Source organism: Amycolatopsis sp. NPDC102389 (genome assembly GCF_044765885.1).
Taxonomy (GTDB): domain Bacteria; phylum Actinomycetota; class Actinomycetes; order Mycobacteriales; family Pseudonocardiaceae; genus Amycolatopsis.
In genome coordinates, this window is record NZ_JBIWKX010000009.1 from 36,850 (window position 1) to 54,200 (window position 17,351).

Consider the following 17,351-nt stretch of genomic DNA (forward strand, 5'->3'; position numbering starts at 1 on the left):
ATGTGGTGACATGGCGGACGTGGGAGTTGACGAGACGTTGCTGAAGGGTGTCGCCGAGCGTGTCGCGGGCGAGGCCGCCGAACTGGTCCACGAGGCCTGGACCGGGATGAACGGGGGCCGCGAGGTGCGGGTGGACACCAAATCCGCCGACACCGACGTGGTGACCGCCGTGGACCACGAGTCGGAACGGCTGGTGCGCGCCCGCCTCGCCGAGCTGCGCCCGGACGACGCCGTGCTCGGCGAGGAGGGCGGCGGGATCGCCGGTGACGGGGTGACCTGGGTGGTCGACCCGATCGACGGGACGGTGAACTTCCTCTACGGGCTGCCGTGGTTCGCCGTCTCGGTGGCCGCGCAGGTCGGCGGGGTGTCGGTGGCGGGCGCCGTCGTCGAACCGGTCAGCGGGCGCCGCTGGACCGCCGCGCGCGGGCAGGGCGCCTTCCTCGACGGGCGGCCGCTGTCGGTCAACGTCCCGGACCGGCTCGACCTGACGCTCGTCGGCACCGGATTCGCCTACAAGGTCGAACGGCGGACCAAGCAGGCCCGCTTCGTCGCGGAATTGGCGACCCGGGTGCGGGACGTCCGGCGCAACGGGGCCGCCTCGCTCGATCTGTGCGCCGTCGCGGCGGGCTGGCTGGACGCCTACGTCGAACACGGCCTCGGGCACTGGGATTGGGCCGCCGGAGCGCTCATCGCGGCCGAGGCGGGCGCTCAGGTGTCGTTGCCGGGCGAGGACACGGAGCTGGGACCCGACGCGACCTTCGCGGTGGCGCCGTCGATCTCGGGACCGTTGCGTCAGGCGCTGCTCGAGTCGGGCGTCGGCGCTATCTGAGGGCTCAGCAGGGAGCTTCGCGGGCGGCCTTCAGCAGTGCCTGGTCGATCACCGGGGCACCGCCGCCCGCGGACTGCTCGCCGCCGCCGCTGCCCTGCTGCGCCTTCGACCACTGCGTGAGCTGGTCGAGGACCTGGCGCGCCTCCACCTTCGGGCGGATGTCGCCGAGCAGGGTGCCGGTGGTGAGGGTGACCGAAGCGTCCTTGCGGTTGTCCTTGACCAATTCGGCGCACGGGACCACCAGGCTCAGCGTGCGGGCCGCGGCGGCGCCGTTCTCGCCGAAGCGGATCTGGCCGCGGCACTTGGCTTCGGCGTTCTTGTAGGCCGGGTCGACGTCCGGCTCGACGATCTGGGAGAAACCGAGCTCCCGGAGCGTGCTGGTGACGATGCCGCCCTGGCCGCGGACCTGGGATCCGTTGAGCACCTGGACGGCGACCTTGTCCGGCGGGACCGGCGCGCGGTCGTCGAGCCCGTTGTGGGCCAGCGGCGTGTAGGTGACACCTTGCTGCGGGGCGGGCGGGGGATCGCAGCGGACCTTGGCGTCGACGTCGGCGTTGCTCGCCACGACGTTCACCCAGACGATGACCGCGCCGAGTGCCATCACCCCGATGACGATGAGCGCGGGCAGCGGCTTGTGCTTGCGATACGGCCTCGCCCCGCGGTCCCCGATGCCGTTCCCCGACGCCACCTGCCAGTCCCTTCCCCAAAGCCCGGATCCCCGGACGGTGCTTCAACTCACCATCGTGTCCGATCAGCCTATGCGTTGCGGCGCGGGTGATCGGCGCGGGCCTCCGGATAGCACCACGCGATGACCACTCCGGGCAAGCGGCCGGGCCCAAGGGGTGAGGTACCCGACGCGGGGGCAACCCATTCGGACGACAGGCGTCTTGACAGCAGGGTTCCCCCTGTTGGGTGACGTAATCGCGGCAATGTCTGACTCGTTGCAGAGCCGGTATCAGCGTGAGCTACCCTTCGCGGGCTCAGGCGGCAGTAAGAGGCGCAAAAGAGAGACCTCGCTCACTGCCCAGCCGGGCACAAACAGGGGCGCTGGGACGTTAACCAGCGGCACGAAGGACTCACGAGCCGCGCGCTCGCGGGTCCGGGCCATCTGACATCGAAAGCATCGCAGGGGTGAGGGACAAATGGCGACCGACTACGACGCTCCGCGCCGCAGCGAAGCCGACGAGCTGGCCGAAGACTCGTTGGAAGAGCTGAAGGCAAGGCGTAACGAAAACCAGTCCGGCGTCGTGGACGTCGACGAGGACGCGACCGCCGAGAACTTCGAGCTGCCGGGCGCGGACCTCTCCGGACTTTCCGGTGAGGACCTGACCGTCAAGGTCGTGCCCAAGCAGGCCGACGAGTTCACCTGCTCCGTCTGCTTCCTGGTGCACCACCGCAGCAGGCTGGCCGAGGAGAGTGGCGGACGGCTCATCTGCCGCGACTGCGCCTGAGCCTACGGGCACAGGGGACGGCGCGACAGGGGTTTCGGGATCTGAACAGGAATAAGGGGGCCGGCCGGGTGGCCGGCCCCCTTTCCTTTCGAAAGCACGAGCCTGTCTGAAGAACGAGTCTGTCTCAGGACTTCGAGGCGGTCTGCCGCAGCAGCGCGGCCACCTTCTCCGGATGCCGGGTGCTGAACAGCCAGTACGGCGTCGGGTCGTCGGGGTCGGTGAGCCAGACCCGCACGACCGGGCCGACCCAGCCCCGGTGCAGCACGAAGGCCGCCGGATCGGCGTCGCGGCCGAGCGCCTTGCGCTTCGCTTCCTTGTCGATGACGTCCACGTCGCCGACGAACTTGAGCGGCAGGTGCGCGTCACGCAGCCACAGCTCCGGCTCGGCGCCGCCGGTCACCCGGACGCGGGACCGGCCGAGCGAGACCATCAGCGCGATCACCGCGGGGATCAACACCACGTACGGCAGCCATCCGCGCAGGCCGGGATAGCCCATGTCGATCTCCGCCGCCAGCAGCCCGCCGCCCAGCAGCGGCAACGGCCAGCCCCACCACGGGACGTAGAGCCGCTCTGAATGCTTGACGGCGCCGCCTTCGGCCGTGTTCACGCTTTCACCCACGTGTTCAGGGTAGTCTCGCCGCCCGTGTCCACCGTTCAGGTACTGCTTTCCCGGATCGATCCTTCGGTCCCCCTTCCCGCCTACGCGCGCCCCGGCGACGCGGGCGCCGACCTCGTCACCACCTCGGATCTCGTGCTCGCGCCCGGTGAACGCGGCGTGGTCGGCACAGGCGTCGCGATCGCGTTGCCGCCCGGGTACGCGGGCTTCGTCCACCCGCGCTCGGGTCTCGCCGCCCGTGTCGGCCTCTCGGTCGTCAACACGCCGGGCACGATCGACTCCGGGTACCGCGGTGAGATCCGCGTCTGCCTGATCAACCATGATCTCTCCGAGAAGGTCGTGCTCACCCGCGGCGACCGGATCGCGCAGCTGGTCGTGCAACGGGTCGAACAGGCCGAATTCGTCGAGGTCGCCGAGCTGGAGTCGTCCGAGCGCGGCGAAGGTGGGTATGGCTCCACGGGCGGACACGCCACACTGGGAGCCGGAGCCAGGGAAGGAACGGAGAACTAGTGGGGATTTTCGGACGCAAGCGCTCGGCGAAGCCAAGCGGACGGCATGCCGCGCCCGAGGCCGAGGAGCGTCCCGTCACCGACGGCGCCGATGACGAGATCGAGCCGCAGCTGTCGGAGACCTCCGACGGCCCCTTCGACCTCGCCGACGCGCCCGAGGACGGCATCCCGAGGATCGACCTCGGTTCGGTGAAGGTGCCGGTGCCCGACGGTTCCCAGGTCCAGGTCGAGATGGACCCGGAGAGCGGCGGCGTCCGCGCGGTGCACGTCGTCACCGAACAGGGCCAGATCACCGTCAGCGGCTACGCGGCGCCGCGGTCCGGCGGCCTGTGGAAGGACGTCAGCACCGAGCTCACCGAGCAGCTGCGCGCCGACGGCGCCAAGGTCTCGGTCGGTATGGGGGAGTGGGGGCTGGAGCTGTCCGCGATCGTCGGCGACGTCGCGCTGCGGTTCGTCGGGGTCGACGGTCCGCGCTGGATGCTCCGCGGCGTCATCGCCGGGCCGCAGTCGCAGGCGTCGCAGGCGCCCGCCGTGCTGCGGGAGATCGTGCGGCACACCATCGTCGACCGCGGTGACGCGCCGATGCCGGTCCGCACCCCGCTGACCATCACGCTGCCCGACGCCGTCGCGCAGCACATCGCCGAGCAGAGTGGTTAGATCTCGCGCTGACGAAAAGCGCGCCGAAGGGGCGCCTGGACCGCTTACAACTCGCGTTGGGAGCGGAGGGCGCCCCTTCATCGCGTTTTCGTGGGCCTTCGGCCCGAAAGAGGGCGCTCGACGGGTGAAGTCTCCGTCGGGCGCGGGGCGCCCTTGGGGAGACCGTGTGGTCGAGTCGGCGTGCCGTCGCGTTGCGCTGGGTTAGTGGGTCCGGGCTTTCAGCCAGGCTTGGAGGGTTGCGCGGCCCAGGGATTCCCGGTCCGCGCCGAGGGCGGTGAGCGTCGACTCGCCGACCTCGGCTCGCGGCAGGGCGGCCGCCCAGGCGTGGGCGACCTCCACCGGATGGATCGGGTCGTCCACGCACGCGCCGATCCCGGCGGGCACGTCGAGGCCTTTCAGGTCTTCGAGTGTGGGGGCGGGGTGGCCTGCCGCCGTCCGCAGGCTCGCCGCCAGTCCGGCGCCGTGCCGCCGCCATGCGCGGCCGAGCTCCGCCGAGAGCCATTCCGGCACGCCGTCGGAGGATTTCGCCAGCGCGCCGTCGACCCCGTTTTCGGCCACCAGATCCCCTGACAGCCGCGCGGCGAGCGACGCGGGTGCTCCTCCGGCCGGGCCGTTCCAGGCCGGGAGCGCGGCCAGCAGGCCGGTGCAGCGGCCAGGATTGCGCGCCGCCCACTCCGCTGAGAGGTGCGCGCCGAACGAGATGCCGCCCACGAGCAGCGGACCGTGCTCGGCGGAGAGCCTGTCCAGCTCGTCGAGATAGCCGTCCGCGAGACGGTCGCCGACCGGCGGCGGCGGGGCGAGCAACCGCACGCCGAGTGCTCGCAGGGGACCGGCGAACACGCTGCGCACGAACACTTCGTCGGACCCGGTGCCGGGGAGTACTACTGCCGTCGTAGGCGGAATAGCGGAGGTCACGTTGCGATCTTCTCCCAAACCCGTTGTCCTGGTCCGAGCACAGTTACGCTGGATTACGCACGGGCCGTTCAAGTCGGGGGCCCCGGAGCACAGGAGCACCGTTATGTCCGCCAAAGACGGCGGCTACTTCAGCCGGCTGGTCCGCAAGCTGACCAGCGACGTCGAGGATCTCGACGCCGACGACCTGTCCGAAAAATCCGAGGCCGGCGGAGCGCAGCGCGCCTGTGACTGCCGGTCGGGTCAAGAGGTGACGGTGCTCGGCAGACTCCGCAGTGTGGAGCTCTGCCCGACCAACGAGGCGGCGACACTGCAGGCCGAGCTGTTCGACGGCACACAGGGTGTGACGCTAATCTGGCTCGGACGCCGCCGGATCCCCGGGATCGAACCCGGGCGAACCATCAAGGTGCGCGGCCGGATGGCCGAACGTGATGGTCAGAAGGTGCTGTACAACCCCTATTACGAACTTCAGAGCCCTGTGAGTTGATCCCGCATCGTGACTGAACCCGTCGGCGGCGAAGACAAGACCGAAGACAAGAAACCCCAGCCCACCCTGTTGGAACAGATGGGCGGACTGTCCGGACTGTTCTATTCCTCGCTGCCGGTCATCGTGTTCGTCATCGCGAACGCGATCTTCGGGCTCACGGTGGGGATCTGGGCCGCGGTCGGCAGCGCGGTGGCGATCACCGTGCTGCGGATCGTCCGCAAGGAGCCGCTGCAGCCCGCGATCTCCGGCTTCTTCGGCGTCGCGATCGCGGCGTTCATCGCGTACCGGACGGGTTCGGCCAAGGGCTTCTTCCTGTTCGGCATCTGGACGAGCCTGGTCTACTGCGGCGTCTTCGTCCTGTCGATCGTCGTCCGCTGGCCGCTCGCCGGCGTGGTGTGGAACGCGCTCAACGGCAGCGGCCACGCCTGGCGCAAGGACAAGAAGTCGCTGATCTCCTACTCGATCGCGACCGCCGCCATGGCGCTGATCTTCGGCGCCCGGTTCGTCGTGCAGCGCTGGCTCTACGACGAGGACTACACCGGCTGGCTGGCCTTCGCGAAGATCGCGATGGGCTACCCGCTGTACGCGCTCGGGCTGCTCACCGTCGTCTGGGCCGTGCGGCGTTCGGACAAGCACCTCAAGGCGCAGGCCGAAGAGGCCCCGCGTGAAGAGACCGATGAAGAGGTCGAGGCCCGCCTGCGCGCGAAGTACGCGCAGGCGCCCGCGACGGAGAACTAGTAGCCCCCGTTTAATATCCCAGCGCGGTCCGGATCTCCGGCTCCACGTCCGATGTCGCCACGAACAGGAGCTCGTCACCCGGCTCCAGCGGGTCTTCCGGCTGCGGCACGATCACCCGGTCGCCGCGCAGGATCGTCACCAGTGCCGCGTCACGCGGCAGGTTGATCTCGCTGACCGCCTTGCCCGCGAGCGGAGTCTCCTCCGGGAGGGTGAGTTCGACGAGGTTCGCCTGGCTCTGCCGGAACGTCATCAGCCGCACCAGATCGCCGACGCTCACCGCCTCCTCGACCATCGCGGCGAGCATCCGCGGGGTCGAGACGGCGACGTCGACCCCCCAGGCGTCATTGAAGAGCCATTCGTTGGCCGGGTTGTTCACCCGTGCCACCACCCGGCGCACCGCGAACTCGGTCTTCGCGAGCAGCGAGACCACCAGGTTCGCCTTGTCGTCGCCCGTCGCGGCGATCACGACGTCGCACTCCTCGATCCCGGACTCCTCGAGGATCGAGACCTCGCACGCGTCGCCCAGCACCCAGTCCGCCTGCTCGACGGTGTGCGGTTCGAACTGGTCGGCCTCGCGTTCGATGAGCATCACCTGGTGACGCCCGTCGATCAGCTCCGTGGCGATCGACCGGCCGACCGCGCCGGCCCCGGCAATCGCGACCCGCATCAGTTCTCCTCTTCCGGTTCGCGAGCGGCGACGGTGGTCACGTCGCTGACAGTGCCCGATTTCGCGGCGACGTACACGACGTCGTCCGCCTGGATCACGGCCTTGGTGTCGGGCAGGACGGCGGTGCCGAACCGCATGATGAACGCGACGCGCGCACCGGTGGTTTCCTGCAGTTCGCGCACGCTGCGCCCCACCCAGCCCTCGTTCAGCGGGAGCTGCAGCAGCGCCACGCTGCCCGACGGGTCCCGCCACTCCGAGGCGACGCCGTCGGGGAGCAGGGTGCGCAGGAACCGGTCCGTCGTCCACGGCACGGTCGCCACGGTCGGGATGCCGAGCCGTTCGTAGACCGCCGCGCGCTTGTGGTCGTAGATCCTGGCGACGACCTTGTCGATGCCGAAGTTCTCCCTCGCCACCCGCGCCGAGATGATGTTGGAGTTGTCGCCGCTGGACACCGCCGCGAAAGCCCCCGCGCGTTCGATCCCGGCCTCGATCAGCACCTGCCGGTCGAAGCCGACGCCGACCACCTGCTGGCCGTGGAAATCACTGCCGAGCCGCCGGAACGCCTGCTGGGTCTTGTCGATGATGGCGACTTCGTGCCCGAGCCGCTCCAGCGCCGCGGCCAGGGATGCGCCTACCCGGCCGCATCCCATGATCACCACGTGCACGCCCTGCCTCCTTCGTCGTCGGACGTTCACCCGTCCGCAGGTACCCAGACACACCAGCGCCGAACCTACCCTGGGCACCGTTAGCTAGGCTTCTGCGGTGTCGAAGTTCCCGACCGTATTGAAGCGGCTCGTCCTCGGACGTCCATTCCGGAGTGACCGCCTCTCGCATACGCTGCTGCCGAAGCGCATCGCGCTGCCGATTTTCGCGTCCGACGCGTTGTCGAGCGTCGCCTACGCGCCTGAGGAGATCTTTCTGACCCTCAGCGTCGCCGGGTTGTCCGCGTACGCGTTCGCGCCGTGGATCGGCGTCGCCGTCGCGCTCGTCATGCTGGTCGTGGTCGCGTCCTACCGGCAGAACGTGCACGCCTATCCCAGCGGTGGCGGTGACTACGAAGTCGCCAACACCAACCTCGGCGGCAAATTCGGTCTCACCGTCGCCAGTGCGCTGCTGGTCGACTACGTGCTCACCGTCGCGGTGTCGACGTCGTCCGGCGTGGCGAACATCGGTTCCGCCATTCCCTGGGTGGCGCAGCACAAGGTGATCGCCGCGGTCATCATCGTGATCGTGCTGACCGCGCTGAATCTGCGCGGAGTGCGCGAATCGGGCAAAGCGTTCGCGATCCCGACCTACGGCTTCATCATCGGCATTCTCGGCATGGTGATCTGGGGCCTGATCGAGGCGCTGTCCGGCGCCGACATGCGGGCCGAGAGCGCGGACTTCCAATTGCACGAAGAAGCCTCTTTGACCGGTTTCGCGTTCTTCTTCCTGCTGTTGCGCACGTTCTCCTCCGGTGCGGCGGCGCTGACCGGGGTCGAGGCGATCAGCAACGGTGTCCCGGCGTTCCAGAAACCGAAATCGAAGAACGCCGCGACCACCTTGCTGATGATGGGTGTGCTCGCGGTGACGATGCTGGTCGGCATCATCACGCTGGCGATCGTCACCGACGTCAAATTCGCCGAGCATCCGGAAACTCAGCTCACCGGCACTCCGGCGGGCTACGAGCAGAAGACGATCGTCGCGCAGATCGCGCAGGCGGTGTTCGCCGACTTCACCCCCGCGTTCTACTACATCTCCTTCGCCACCGGCATCATCCTGCTGCTGGCCGCGAACACCGCGTTCAACGGCTTCCCGGTGCTCGGTTCGATCCTCGCCCAGGACCGGTACCTGCCGCGTCAGCTGCACACCCGCGGCGACCGGCTGGCCTTCTCCAACGGCATCCTGTTCCTCGCCGCTTTCGCGCTGGTGCTGATCATCGCGTTCGACGCCGAGGTCACCAAGCTCATCCAGCTCTACATCGTCGGGGTGTTCGTCTCCTTCACGATCAGCCAGGCGGGCATGATCCGGCACTGGAACCGCCTGCTGGCACGGGAGACCGACGCGACGGTGCGGCGGCGGATGCGGCGTTCGCAGACGGTCAACGCGATCGGCCTCACCATGACCGGCACCGTGCTGGTGATCGTGCTGGTGACGAAGTTCCTGCTCGGCGCCTGGATCGCGATCGCGGCGATGGTGGCGATCTACATCCTGATGACCGCGATCCGGAAGCATTACGACCGGGTCGCCGAGGAATTGCGCGAAATGGACCGGAAACCGGCCGTATTGCCTTCGCGCAACCACGCGATCGTGCTGATTTCGAAACTGCACCTGCCGACCCTGCGTGCGCTTTCCTACGCCAAGGCCGTGCGGCCGGACGTCCTCGAAGCCGTCACGGTGAACGTCGACGACGTCGAGACGCGCAAACTCGTCCAGGAATGGGACGACCACAATTTCAAGGTGCCGCTGAAGGTGATTGAATCGCCCTATCGCGAGATCACGAAACCGGTGCTGGACTACGTGAAGCGCGTCCGCGGCGACAATCCGCGCAACGTCGTGACCGTGTTCATCCCCGAGTACGTCGTCGGGCACTGGTGGGAGCAGGTCCTGCACAACCAGAGCGCGCTGCGGCTCAAGGGACGCCTCCTGTTCCAGCCCGGCGTCATGGTGACCAGCGTGCCGTGGCAGCTCGAATCGTCGGAAAAGGCGATCAAACGCGACCGGAAAGCACGTCCGGCGGCCGGTGACGTGCGCCGCGGGTTCTCCCCGATCGTCAAGCAACCCGAGAAGACTCGGCCCGAAAAAACGAAGGACAGCGCAGAATGAGTGTGGACGCGTCGACCGGCACCTGGCTCGGACGAACGATCGAGCTGGAGGTCGGCGCGGTCGCGCACGGCGGGCACTGCGTCGCGCGGACGGAGGGCCGGGTCGTGTTCGTGCGGCACGCGCTGCCCGGCGAGCGGGTCCTGGCCACGGTCACCGAGGACAAGGGCGGCTCGTTCTGCCGCGCGGACGCGATCGAAGTCATCGAGGCGTCCCCGGAACGCGTGGAGCCGCCGTGCCCCCTCGCGGCGCCGGGACTGTGCGGCGGCTGCGACTGGCAGCACGCCACTCCCGGGCATCAGCGTGAACTCAAAGCCGCCGTGGTCATGGAGCAGCTGAAGCGGCTCGCCGGCATCGAGCGCGACGTCGTCGTCGAAGCCCTCGACGGTGGCCCGCTGGACTGGCGCAGCCGCGTCCGGCTTGTCGCGGGCAAGGACGGCAAGGCGGGATTCCGGGCGCACCACAGCCATCGCGTGATCGCGATCGACGACTGCCCGATCACCGTCCCCGGCGCGCTCGACGACGTCGTGTCGCGCAACTGGCGGCCCGGCAGCGAAATCGAGGTCACCAAGGACGGCGAGGGGCACGTGCACCTACGTGACCTGTCGACGGTCCACGGGAAGACCCGGTCGCGTCAGCTCGCGGGCGGCCTCGCCGTTCAGCACGCCGCCGGCCGCGACTGGCGCTTCGACGCCCACGGCTTCTGGCAGGTCCACCCGGCCGCCGCCGACACGCTCGCCGCCGTCGTCGCGGAATGGGCGGAGGCGCCGCGCGACGGCGTGGCGTGGGACCTGTACGCCGGTGTCGGCCTCTTCGCGTCGGTGCTCGCTTCGCAGGTCGGGCCGCGTGGGCGCGTCTTGGCCATCGAATCCGGCCGGCGTGCCGTCGCCGACGGCGAGGAGAACCTGGCCGACCTCCCGCAGGTCCGCTGGCGCTCCGGCCGCGTCGAGCACCTGCTGGCCGACGCCCCGAAACCGGTCGACGTCGTCGTCCTCGACCCGCCGCGCAAGGGGGCTGGCAAGGCCGTCGTCGAGTCCATCGTGGAGGGCTCGCCCGACCGGATCGTCTACGTGGCGTGCGACCCGGCCGCACTGGCGCGCGACATCGCGCTGTTCGCCGAGCACGGATACGGGCTCGTTGACCTTCGCGCTTTCGACGCTTTCCCGATGACGCACCACGTCGAATGCGTTGCGTTGCTGCAATAAATCGGTATTTGTAATCCGTCGGAATGGAACGGCTTCGTTCGGCTTGTCCGGGTGTCGTCGTGCTCGCTAACTTGAGCCTCGTGTTCACGAGGTAATGCGGGTACTTCGGACACTTTCACTTCGACGCGAACGGAATTCCGAATCATGGATTATCTTACTTCGGTATGTGGTGATTGCGACGGAAAAGGCTGTGCCGGCTGCGACGGGCACGGCACGATCACCATCGTGGAGGACTGACCGAGTGGAACCGTTGATGCTTCCTCCGGGTGTCACCGCCCAGGAGATCAGCTACCGCAGCGGCCGGAAGCAGGTCATCTACAAGGCGCCGTACCAGTCCGAAGGGCCGGTACTCGTGCGGGACGCGATGGGCAGGCAGGCATGGATGTTCATGTATGCCCACTTCGTCTTCACCTGGCTGGAAGGCGCGGTTCGCGTCCAGGTCAGCCATGGCACGTTGAGCGGGCCGAAAATGCCGCTGTGGTCGGGAATCAGGATTCCCGCCTACTGGTCGGGGCCGGCGCTGGCCGAGTTCGGGCGAGCGTGGGCGCTGGAGCAGATGACCGGTGATCGGGGTACTCCGGCCGTTGTTTCCATTTGAGGAACTCGATTGCCTTGCCGACGGCGATTTTTCAAACTTTCTGAGGGCAGAGCTTCAAGATCCGCTTGCCTTGGTGTGCACATAGGACAGCTTCTGCGGTAAAGAGCGTTCTATTGAGGGGTAAGTCAAACGTGGCGTGGACCCTCTTCGCTGACGCCTAATGGCCGCTGATTGTCCACAAGGGACACTCTTCGGCTGCGCGGCGTCCGTTTTATGTCCATTTGTACGATCCTGACCGAGGTCGTGAGTGGCAATGAGGGTTAGAACCCCACTTGCCACTCACGACCCCCTTGCTACACCGTGCGTACTACCCAAATCGGACACCTGCGGCTCGAAAAGTGTCCCCTGTGGACATTCGTGGCGCGGTCGGCCCTCGTCGGTCAGTGCGAACCCAAGGCGTAAAGGGTGCGCGGCACGCCATATTTGACTTACGCCACAGTGACCGTCTCTTCACGAGACCCGGGATCAGCGTTTCAGCGTGAAAGTGAAGTCGCCGGAGACCTTTCCGCTCAACCGCACCGCCGAAACCACCTTCCCCTCCTCGATCAGTCTCTCGACCTCGGCCCGCGAAAGGTCGCAACCGTCGGCGATCAGCCGCGCCGGTCGGACGGGAATCCGTGCCGCGAACCGAACCGAGACGTCGAGGAAGTCCCGATGGCTCGAGGAGCCGGTGTCGAGCCGCCAGGCACCGTCCCAATCGAGGGCGATGTGATTCCGGCGCCGCACGGCCGGGTCCTGGAGCAGTTCGGCAGCCAGAGCGAGGTCGTTCTCATGTAGCCGCTTCAGCAGCTCAGGACGGACGGAGCGCACGTTCACCCGCTCCAGGATCGTGAGCTTCGCGGTGTCCCCGCACCGAGTGCAGAGCACGAGGAGCCAGACATCGATGAGTTTGTGGTTGGCGTTGACCCGGAATTTGCCGTTCGCCCGGAAACGCCCGGACGCGCAGGCGTGGCAACGGCGGAGGACGACAGGCAGGCAGGTGGGTACGACCACCCAGTTTTCGAGCACAGGAGTACACCCGTTCCAGTGAGAAATCCGCAGCAAAAGGCGGCGCGGCGCCAAGGCGCGACGCGCGACGAAATCAGCGCTCGGGAGGTCTCACAGGGTGTACAACGGCAGGCCCTCGGGCTCGACGACGTGGTCCGGCAGCACGGTAATGGCCCAGTGGAGGCAGCTCCACTGGTTTTCCGGACACGACAAAGGCCCCTCACCGAAGCGAGGGGCCTTCAGTGCAAAGCTAGGAGCGCGCGTCCTCCTTCAGCAGGTCCGCGCACTTCTCACCGATCGCCATCGTCGTGATGCACGGGTTCACCGCGACCAGGAACGGCATCGCCGAACCATCGGCGACCCGCAGGCCTTCGACACCCCGCACGCGCAGCCGCGCGTCCAGCACGGCCATCGGGTCGCCGTCGCCGCCCATTTTCGCGGTGCACGACGGGTGATAGACCGTGTTGTGGGTCTTGCGCAGGTAGTCCGCGATCTCGTCGTCGGTCTTGACGTCCTTGCCGGGCGCCAGTTCCGTGCCCGCCCATTCGTCCAGCGCGGGCTGTTCGGCGATCTTGCGCGCCAGATTGATGCCGTAGGTCATCACGCGCATGTCGTGCTCGTCGGTGAAGTACCGCGGGTCGACCTTCGGCTTGTCCCGGTAGTCGCGGCTGCGCAGCCGCACCGTCCCGGTCGACCGTGAGCGGGTGACGTTCGGGGTCAGGCAGAAGCCGTTCTCCGTGGTGGGATAGCCCTGCCGGAGGGTGTTCATGTCGAACGGCACCGAGCCGTAGTGGAACATCAGGTCCGGCCGGTCGAGGCCTTCCTCCGTGGTGGTGAAGATGCCGATCTCCCACCATTGGGTGGACTCGGTCGTCATCGGCTGCAGCGCGTCCCATTGGATGACGCCTTCGGGGTGATCCTGCAGGTTCTCGCCGACGCCGGGGGAGTCCACCAGCACGTCGACGCCGACCTCGCGCAGATGCTCGGCCGGGCCGATTCCCGACAGCATCAGGAGTTTCGGGGTGTCGATCGCCCCGGAGGAGAGGATCACTTCGCGGCGGGCGCGCAGCGGAACGCCGTGGATCAGGTCGTCGGCCAGGTACTCCGCGCCGGTGCAGCGTTTGCCGTCGAACAGCAGCCGCCGGACGCGGGCGCCGGTGATGATCTCCAGATTCGGCCGCTTGCCGATGATCGGATGCAGGTACGACACCGACGCGGACGACCGCGTGCCGTCTTCGCGCGCGTTGATCTGGAACCAGTTGGCCCCGTGCGTCACGGTCTTGCCCGAGTTGAACTCCGTCCTCGGGATACCCGCCTGCTCACAGGCCTGCAGCAGCGCGACGCCGGTCGGGTCGTTCGGCGGCACCGAGCGGATGGTCACCGGGCCCGACCGGCCGTGGTGGTCGCCGGGGCCGTCGTTGGTCTCGAGACGTTTGTACAGCGGGAAAATATCCTTCGACGCCCAGCCGGGCAGGCCGAGCGACGACCATTCGTCGAGGTCTTCCGCCGGCGCCCAGAACGCGATGCACGAGTTGTGCGACGAGCAGCCGCCGAGCACCCGCGCGCGGGCGTGGCGCAGGAAGGAGTTGCCGGACTCCTGCGGCTCCACCAGGTAGTCCCAGTCGTAGCCGGATTCGAGCAGCCCCATCCACTTCGTCAGCTCCAGCACCGCCGGATCGTCCACATCGGACGGCCCGGCTTCCAGGAGGGCGACGGTGACGTCCGGATCTTCCGAGAGTCTCGCCGCGACCACCGAACCCGCCGTCCCGCCGCCGACGACGATGTAGTCGAACTCTCCGGTCACTGTGCTGCCTCCTCGGGATGTGCTTCCGCGGCGTGATCGGCCAGGACGCCGCTCTTGTGCCGCAGGACGAACCAGTAATACGCGAAACCGACGACCGCCACCGCGCCGACGAACAGCACGGCCCCCCATTCGAGGTACCAGTGATACGGCTCGGTCGCGTTGTAGACCTCACGCCGCGGCCAGGCCAGGTTCACCACGATCGCACCGCCCCACAGCACGCCGAGGATGTTGACCGGCAGCCCCAGTTTGCCGAGCGAGAAGTACTTGGTGCCCTCCACCTTCGGCGGCGGCCACTGCCCACGGAAACGCTTCACCAGCATCGGCACGGTGACCAGCAGGTACGCCAGGTAGATCATGATGATGCCGATACTGGTGATCACCGTGAAGATCTGCGGCTGGCCGACGTTGACCACCAGGATCAGCACCGCGATCACGCCGGACACGATGGCGGGGATCACGGGTGTCTTCGTCTTCGGCGACACCCGCGCCAGATGCTTCCCGGCGGGCAGGTTGTTGTCGCGGCCCATCGCGAACATCATCCGGATCGCCGCCGACTGCACGGCCAGGTTGCATACGGTGATCGCGATGACGACCGCCAGCAGGAAGACCGTGCCGATCGTGCTCCCGAGGACGTCGAGCACGATGAACTGCAGCCCGCCGGTCGCGATCTGCGGGTTGTTGATGTCGCCCACGGCCATCAGCGCGAGGATGAGGATCAGCCCGCCGATGACGAACGACGCGATCAGCGCGCGCAGGATCGCCTTGGGCGCGTTCTTGCGCGGGTCGTGCGATTCCTCGCCGAGCGAGCTGGCGGTGTCGAAGCCGTACATGACGTAGGTCGACGCGAGCGACGCGACCAGGAACGCCCCGAAGTACCCCCACGGCTGGTCGGCGCCGGTGTTGTTGGTCTGCATGACGACCTCGGGGCCGCGCGTGATGTTCACCGCGAGCGCGACGATCAGCAGGACCGCGGCGATCAGTTCGATGAACACCCCGGCGCTGTTGATCCGCGCCATCAGCTTGACGCCCCACGCGTTCACCAGCGTGGTGAACAGGATCAGGACGGTGCCGAGGATGACCGCGTTCACCGCGCTGTCGCCGGAGAAGGAGAAGAACGACGAGATCTGGGGGAGCGTGATCTGGTACGCGAGCGCGACCGCGGCGATGCTGACGATCGACGCGGTCAGCATCATCCACCCGGCCAGCCAGGCGACGTGCGGGCTGCCGAGCCGTTTCGACCAGTTGTAGATCGAACCGGCGACCGGATAGTGCGCGGCCAGTTCGGCGAACGACAGCGCCACCATCAGCTGGCCGACGAACACCATCGGCCACGACCACCAGTACGCCGGCCCGCCGAAGCTGAAGCCGAAGTAGAACAGCTGGAAGGTCCCGGTCAGGATCGAGATGTAGCTGATCCCGGCGGCGAAGGTGTGGAAATTGCCGAGCGTTCTTTCGAGTTCCTGTTTGTAGCCGAAACCGGCCAAGCCGTCGTCGGAAGGAGTGCTCATCGGCAGTTTCCCCTCTTTAGTTGGACGCCGGCTCCCCGGAGAACCAGCGCTGTGGAGCGGGCCGGAGGTTCTGGTAGATGTGCTTCGCCTCCGTGTACTCGGCGAGCCCGGTCGGGCCGAGTTCGCGCCCGAAGCCGGACTGCTTGTAGCCGCCCCATTCCGCCTGCGGCAGATACGGGTGGAAGTCGTTGATCCAGATCGTGCCGTGCCGCAGCCGGTTCGCGACCCGCTGCGCGCGGGAGGCGTCCGAGGTGAACACCGCGCCCGCGAGGCCGTAGTGCGTGTCGTTGGCGATGCGGACGGCGTCGTCCTCGTCGGTGAAGGTCTCGACGGTGAGCACCGGGCCGAACGATTCGTCGACGACGGCGCTGCTGCCCTGCTTCACGTTGTCGAGGATGGTCGGCAGGTAGTAGTGCCCCTTCGCGAGCTCGCGATCGTCGGGGCGTTTGCCGCCGGTGCGCAGGACGGCGCCCTCTTCCAGCGCCGCGGCGACGTAGCGTTCGATCTTTTCCAAATGGGCGGCCGAGATCAGCGGACCGGTTTCAGCCTTCGGGTCGAAAGGTCCACCCAGTCGGATCAGTTCGGCGCGGCGGACGAGTTCGTCGACGAACTTCTCGTGCCACTCCTCCTGGACGATCAGCCGCGCGCCCGCCGAGCAGACCTGCCCGGAGTGCAGGAACACCGCGGTCAGCGCGTAGTCGACGGCGGTGTCGAAGTCCGAGTCGGCGAAAACGACGTTGGGGTTCTTGCCGCCCAGCTCCAGCGCGACCTTCTTGATGGTGGCCGCGGCGGAGGCGGCGATGATCTTGCCGGTCGCGAGGCCGCCGGTGAACGAGACGAGATCGACATCCGGATGCTCCGAAAGAGGTGCCCCGGCCTGCGCGCCCGCCCCGAGCACCAGGTTCGCGACGCCGCCGGGCAGGCCGGCCTCGGTCAGCAGCTTCATCAGCATGATCGAGGTGTGCGGGGTCAGCTCGCTGGGTTTGAGAACGAGGGTGTTGCCCGCCGCGAGCGCGGGGGCGACCTTCCAGATGGTCTGCAGGAGCGGGTAGTTCCACGGCGTGATCAGCCCGCAGACACCGACCGGCTCGTGCACGATCCGGCTGAACGCGTCCGGGTTTCCGGTGTCGACCACGCGCCCGGCGTCGTTCGCGGCGAGCTTGCCGAAGTAGCGCAGGCACGCGGCGATGTCGGCCATGTCGTATTCGCTCTCGACCAGCCGTTTCCCGGTGTCGAGCGATTCGGCGCGGGCGAAGGCTGCGGCGTCGCGATCGAGCAGGTCGGCGGCCTTCAGCAGCAAGTCACCGCGCTGCGGAGCGGGCGTTTGCGGCCACGGGCCGGTGTCGAACGCCTTCCGTGCGGCGGCGATGGCCGCTTCGGTGTCTTCACGGGTGCCCTCGGCGACTTCCGCGACCAGCGACCCGTCAGCGGGGCAGCGGATCTCCCGGCGACCACCGCCGACCGCGTCGACCCATTCGCCACCGATGAAAAAGTCCGCCATCAAGCCCTCCGAACCGGCTCCTGCTCAACCGTCGAGCAGCGATTATCGCGGCCACCCGACGTGACCGCTACTTGGCAAAA

The 17,351-nt window shown here is 67.9% G+C and carries 18 protein-coding genes; 9 read left to right on the forward strand and 9 right to left on the reverse strand.

Annotation, left to right across the window (positions count from 1 at the left end):
• Positions 1–10 precede the first annotated feature (10 nt).
• Entirely contained in the window at positions 11–829 is an 819-nt protein-coding gene (locus ACIRGA_RS10680) for an inositol monophosphatase family protein (RefSeq protein ID WP_400939151.1), read from the forward strand.
• A gap of 4 nt (positions 830–833) precedes the next feature.
• On the opposite strand, the gene cei is transcribed toward ACIRGA_RS10680, so the two are convergent.
• Positions 834–1,517, reverse strand: coding sequence for an envelope integrity protein Cei (gene cei / locus ACIRGA_RS10685; RefSeq protein ID WP_400939153.1), 684 nt, complete (start codon positions 1,515–1,517; stop codon positions 834–836).
• Between the two features lie 454 nt (positions 1,518–1,971).
• Between cei and ACIRGA_RS10690 the strand changes: the two genes are divergently transcribed.
• Positions 1,972–2,280, forward strand: a complete 309-nt coding sequence (locus ACIRGA_RS10690) for a DUF4193 domain-containing protein (protein WP_005164528.1) — start codon at positions 1,972–1,974, stop codon at positions 2,278–2,280.
• Positions 2,281–2,404: 124 nt separating this feature from the next.
• On the opposite strand, the gene ACIRGA_RS10695 is transcribed toward ACIRGA_RS10690, so the two are convergent.
• Positions 2,405–2,899 (reverse strand): DUF3093 domain-containing protein, encoded by a 495-nt coding sequence (locus ACIRGA_RS10695; RefSeq protein ID WP_400939156.1) that lies wholly within the window; start codon positions 2,897–2,899, stop codon positions 2,405–2,407.
• A gap of 24 nt (positions 2,900–2,923) precedes the next feature.
• Here ACIRGA_RS10695 and dut point away from each other — a divergent pair, with 24 nt between their 5' ends.
• Entirely contained in the window at positions 2,924–3,406 is a 483-nt protein-coding gene (gene dut / locus ACIRGA_RS10700) for a dUTP diphosphatase (protein ID WP_026467910.1), read from the forward strand.
• The gene (locus ACIRGA_RS10705; RefSeq protein WP_400939159.1) at positions 3,406–4,062 is read left to right on the forward strand and encodes a DUF3710 domain-containing protein; all 657 of its coding nucleotides are present in this window, start codon (positions 3,406–3,408) and stop codon (positions 4,060–4,062) included. Before dut ends, ACIRGA_RS10705 begins: the two co-directional genes overlap by 1 nt.
• A 201-nt stretch (positions 4,063–4,263) precedes the next feature.
• Here ACIRGA_RS10705 and ACIRGA_RS10710 read toward each other — a convergent pair whose 3' ends face one another.
• Positions 4,264–4,977, reverse strand: coding sequence for an alpha/beta fold hydrolase (locus tag ACIRGA_RS10710; protein WP_400939161.1), 714 nt, complete (start codon positions 4,975–4,977; stop codon positions 4,264–4,266).
• 103 nt (positions 4,978–5,080) lie between these two features.
• On the opposite strand from ACIRGA_RS10710, the gene ACIRGA_RS10715 reads away from it, so the two are divergent.
• Together ACIRGA_RS10715 and ACIRGA_RS10720 are read left to right on the forward strand one after the other, a co-directional pair.
• Positions 5,081–5,461 (forward strand): OB-fold nucleic acid binding domain-containing protein, encoded by a 381-nt coding sequence (locus tag ACIRGA_RS10715; RefSeq protein WP_034316985.1) that lies wholly within the window; start codon positions 5,081–5,083, stop codon positions 5,459–5,461.
• Between the two features lie 9 nt (positions 5,462–5,470).
• Positions 5,471–6,199 carry a DUF3159 domain-containing protein gene (locus ACIRGA_RS10720; RefSeq protein WP_400939163.1) on the forward strand — a complete coding sequence of 243 codons (729 nt, stop codon included), beginning with the start codon at positions 5,471–5,473 and terminating at the stop codon, positions 6,197–6,199.
• A 10-nt stretch (positions 6,200–6,209) separates the two neighbouring features.
• Here the strand turns inward: ACIRGA_RS10720 and ACIRGA_RS10725 are convergent, their stop codons facing one another.
• Together ACIRGA_RS10725 and ACIRGA_RS10730 are read right to left on the reverse strand one after the other, a co-directional pair.
• The gene (locus ACIRGA_RS10725) at positions 6,210–6,866 is read right to left on the reverse strand and encodes a potassium channel family protein (protein ID WP_400939166.1); all 657 of its coding nucleotides are present in this window, start codon (positions 6,864–6,866) and stop codon (positions 6,210–6,212) included.
• Positions 6,866–7,531, reverse strand: a complete 666-nt coding sequence (locus ACIRGA_RS10730; RefSeq protein ID WP_400939169.1) for a potassium channel family protein — start codon at positions 7,529–7,531, stop codon at positions 6,866–6,868. Before ACIRGA_RS10730 ends, ACIRGA_RS10725 begins: the two co-directional genes overlap by 1 nt.
• A gap of 97 nt (positions 7,532–7,628) precedes the next feature.
• On the opposite strand from ACIRGA_RS10730, the gene ACIRGA_RS10735 reads away from it, so the two are divergent.
• The 3 genes from ACIRGA_RS10735 to ACIRGA_RS10745 all read left to right on the forward strand — a co-directional run bounded on the left by ACIRGA_RS10735 (position 7,629) and on the right by ACIRGA_RS10745 (position 11,471).
• Positions 7,629–9,671 (forward strand): APC family permease, encoded by a 2,043-nt coding sequence (locus ACIRGA_RS10735; protein WP_400939172.1) that lies wholly within the window; start codon positions 7,629–7,631, stop codon positions 9,669–9,671.
• Positions 9,668–10,873, forward strand: a complete 1,206-nt coding sequence (locus tag ACIRGA_RS10740; protein WP_400939174.1) for a class I SAM-dependent RNA methyltransferase — start codon at positions 9,668–9,670, stop codon at positions 10,871–10,873. Before ACIRGA_RS10735 ends, ACIRGA_RS10740 begins: the two co-directional genes overlap by 4 nt.
• Before the next feature lie 253 nt (positions 10,874–11,126).
• Positions 11,127–11,471 (forward strand): hypothetical protein, encoded by a 345-nt coding sequence (locus tag ACIRGA_RS10745; protein WP_400939177.1) that lies wholly within the window; start codon positions 11,127–11,129, stop codon positions 11,469–11,471.
• Between the two features lie 465 nt (positions 11,472–11,936).
• Here ACIRGA_RS10745 and ACIRGA_RS10750 read toward each other — a convergent pair whose 3' ends face one another.
• From ACIRGA_RS10750 to ACIRGA_RS10765, 4 genes are all read right to left on the reverse strand, one after another.
• On the reverse strand, positions 11,937–12,479 hold the full coding sequence (locus ACIRGA_RS10750) for a DUF1062 domain-containing protein (RefSeq protein ID WP_400939179.1): 543 nt from the start codon (positions 12,477–12,479) through the stop codon (positions 11,937–11,939).
• A 229-nt stretch (positions 12,480–12,708) separates the two neighbouring features.
• A complete protein-coding gene (locus tag ACIRGA_RS10755) occupies positions 12,709–14,262 on the reverse strand; it encodes a GMC family oxidoreductase (protein WP_400939181.1) in 1,554 nt (517 codons plus the stop codon).
• Complete coding sequence (locus tag ACIRGA_RS10760; protein ID WP_400939184.1) at positions 14,259–15,770, reverse strand: APC family permease; 1,512 nt, start codon at positions 15,768–15,770, stop codon at positions 14,259–14,261. Before ACIRGA_RS10760 ends, ACIRGA_RS10755 begins: the two co-directional genes overlap by 4 nt.
• Positions 15,771–15,786: 16 nt before the next feature.
• Entirely contained in the window at positions 15,787–17,271 is a 1,485-nt protein-coding gene (locus ACIRGA_RS10765; protein ID WP_400939186.1) for an aldehyde dehydrogenase family protein, read from the reverse strand.
• Positions 17,272–17,351 lie beyond the last annotated feature (80 nt).

Coding starts and splice junctions, on each gene's coding strand:
- ACIRGA_RS10680 (WP_400939151.1), top strand. CDS start 11: ATGGCGGACGTGGGAGTTGACGAGACGTTGCTGAAGGGTGTCGCCGAG.
- ACIRGA_RS10690 (WP_005164528.1), top strand. CDS start 1,972: ATGGCGACCGACTACGACGCTCCGCGCCGCAGCGAAGCCGACGAGCTG.
- ACIRGA_RS10715 (WP_034316985.1), top strand. CDS start 5,081: ATGTCCGCCAAAGACGGCGGCTACTTCAGCCGGCTGGTCCGCAAGCTG.
- ACIRGA_RS10725 (WP_400939166.1), bottom strand. CDS start 6,866: ATGCGGGTCGCGATTGCCGGGGCCGGCGCGGTCGGCCGGTCGATCGCC.
- ACIRGA_RS10740 (WP_400939174.1), top strand. CDS start 9,668: ATGAGTGTGGACGCGTCGACCGGCACCTGGCTCGGACGAACGATCGAG.
- ACIRGA_RS10745 (WP_400939177.1), top strand. CDS start 11,127: ATGCTTCCTCCGGGTGTCACCGCCCAGGAGATCAGCTACCGCAGCGGC.
- ACIRGA_RS10760 (WP_400939184.1), bottom strand. CDS start 15,770: ATGAGCACTCCTTCCGACGACGGCTTGGCCGGTTTCGGCTACAAACAG.
- ACIRGA_RS10765 (WP_400939186.1), bottom strand. CDS start 17,271: ATGGCGGACTTTTTCATCGGTGGCGAATGGGTCGACGCGGTCGGCGGT.